Raw genomic sequence first — 1,687 nt, 5'->3', positions numbered from 1 at the left:
GTCGCCGTCCACCCCGACGCCGCCCTGCGCGCCGAGGCCCTCGCGCGGGGCTGGCGCGTCCTCGGCGAGCGCGCCTGAAGGAAGAAAGGACCCTCCCATGACCGTCACGCCCGACCTGCAGTCCCACCTCGAAGGACTCCGCGCCCGCGACCCCCACACGCTGCTCGGCACGCTCGGCATCACCATCACCGAGGCGAGCCTCGACCGCGTCGTCGCGACGATGCCCGTCACGCCCGCCGTCCACCAGCCCTTCGGGCTCCTGCACGGCGGCGCCAGCGTCGCCCTCGCCGAGAGCGTCGCCTCCGTCGGCGCGTACCTCAACGTCGCCGCGCGCGGGCAGGGCGCCGTGGGGCTGGAGATCAACGCGAACCACCTGCGCGGCAAACGGGGCGGCACCGTCACCGCGACCGCCGTGCCCGTCCACCGTGGCCGCACCACCCACGTCTGGTCCATCGAGATCACCGACGAGGAGGGCAAGATGGTGTGTGTGTCGCGCTGCACCCTCGCCATCGTTCCCCTCGAGGGTGGAGGCGCTTGATTTTGTGAGGAGGCTGGGCTAGTCTTGTCCACGCTGGAGAGGTGCCCGAGTGGTTGAAGGGGTACGCCTGGAAAGCGTATGTACGGGCAACCGTACCGTGAGTTCGAATCTCATCCTCTCCGCCAGCCGAGAACGCCCCCGCGAAAGCGGGGGCGTTCTCCACGACCGCGTGCTCAGCGGCCCATGTCGTGGTACTCGGGGTTGGGCTTCAGGCCCGTCGCGTTCGCGAGGCGATTCGTGAAGTTGAACATCGCCGCGACCTGCGCCACGTCGAAGATCGTCTCGTCGTCGAGGCCCGAGGCGCGCAGGAACTCCACCTCGGCCGGGCCGATCTCGTGCGAGCTCGTCGTGACGCGCAGCGCGAACGACAGGATCGCCCGCTCCATCGGCGTGAGGCGCTCGTCGTGGACGGCGTGGTACGGGTTGCTCTGCACGGCGTGCGCGACGTGCGGGTCGCGGCCCTCCTCCTGCAGGGCCACGCGCAGGAACGCCGGGTGCGTCGTGGAGCAGTACTCGCAGCGGTTCACGCTGGACACCGCCACGGCGATCAGCTCGCGCTGCACGCGGCTGAGCTTCGAGTCGCCGAGCATCACGAGGTCGTAGTGCGCTCGCCACTTCACGAGGTGCTCGGGCCGCACGGCCCAGCCGCGCACGACGTTCGGCACGAAGCCGAACTTCTCCCGGCCCGCGTCCTGCAGGGCGCGGGCGTCCTCGGGGAGTTCCTCACGGTCGGGCACGCGCAGGTACGAGATGCGCTCGTCGGTCAGGGTGTCGCTCATGCGGCCCATGTTACCCGCGCCCACGCCCACGCGTCTGTGCGGGGGTTCCGACCCTCACGTCTCGTCCCGCGACGCGAGGTGCGCCTCCACGTCCGCGCGGGTCAGCCACGCCTCGCGCGTCTCGCCCCGCGCGAAGAGCGGGAGCTGGTCGCCCACGTGCGGCGACCCCGGCTGCGAGCTGTTCCCGTACGTCAGCAGCACCCGCGCCCGCACGGGCGTCGTGAACTCCACCGCCGCGACGTACGTCGTGCCGAACACCGTGTCGAAACGATCGTCGTCGGCCTTCACGAAGCCCGACACGCGAAACACCCCGAAGGGGTCGAGGTGCCCGTGCCCGTCCACCTCGAACTCGCCACGACGAGCGCGCGTC

At 71.0% G+C, this 1,687-nt stretch carries 3 protein-coding genes and 1 tRNA gene; 2 read left to right on the top strand and 2 right to left on the bottom strand.

Annotated elements, in window-relative coordinates; translation table 11 throughout:
* Positions 1 to 97 precede the first annotated feature (97 nt).
* Positions 98 to 538: a hotdog fold thioesterase gene (locus DEIPI_RS39595; protein ID WP_045234171.1), complete on the top strand. Its 441-nt coding sequence runs from the start codon at positions 98 to 100 to the stop codon at positions 536 to 538.
* A gap of 35 nt (positions 539 to 573) precedes the next feature.
* A tRNA-Ser gene (locus DEIPI_RS0111610) sits at positions 574 to 663 on the top strand.
* A 48-nt stretch (positions 664 to 711) separates the two neighbouring features.
* On the opposite strand, the gene DEIPI_RS0111605 is transcribed toward DEIPI_RS0111610, so the two are convergent.
* On the bottom strand, positions 712 to 1,317 hold the full coding sequence (locus tag DEIPI_RS0111605) for a peroxidase-related enzyme (protein WP_027481885.1): 606 nt from the start codon (positions 1,315 to 1,317) through the stop codon (positions 712 to 714).
* 54 nt (positions 1,318 to 1,371) lie between these two features.
* Positions 1,372 to 1,687 (bottom strand): penicillin acylase family protein (locus DEIPI_RS0111600; protein WP_211238283.1); only part of this gene is annotated, 316 nt, incomplete at its 5' end.

The sequence above is a fragment of the Deinococcus pimensis DSM 21231 genome, assembly GCF_000519345.1.
GTDB classification, from domain to species: domain Bacteria; phylum Deinococcota; class Deinococci; order Deinococcales; family Deinococcaceae; genus Deinococcus_A; species Deinococcus_A pimensis.
Note: the sequence above shows the minus strand (reverse complement) of the source record. Positions and strands in the feature narration are given on the sequence as shown.

Coding starts and splice junctions, on each gene's coding strand:
- DEIPI_RS39595 (WP_045234171.1), top strand. CDS start 98: ATGACCGTCACGCCCGACCTGCAGTCCCACCTCGAAGGACTCCGCGCC.
- DEIPI_RS0111605 (WP_027481885.1), bottom strand. CDS start 1,317: ATGAGCGACACCCTGACCGACGAGCGCATCTCGTACCTGCGCGTGCCC.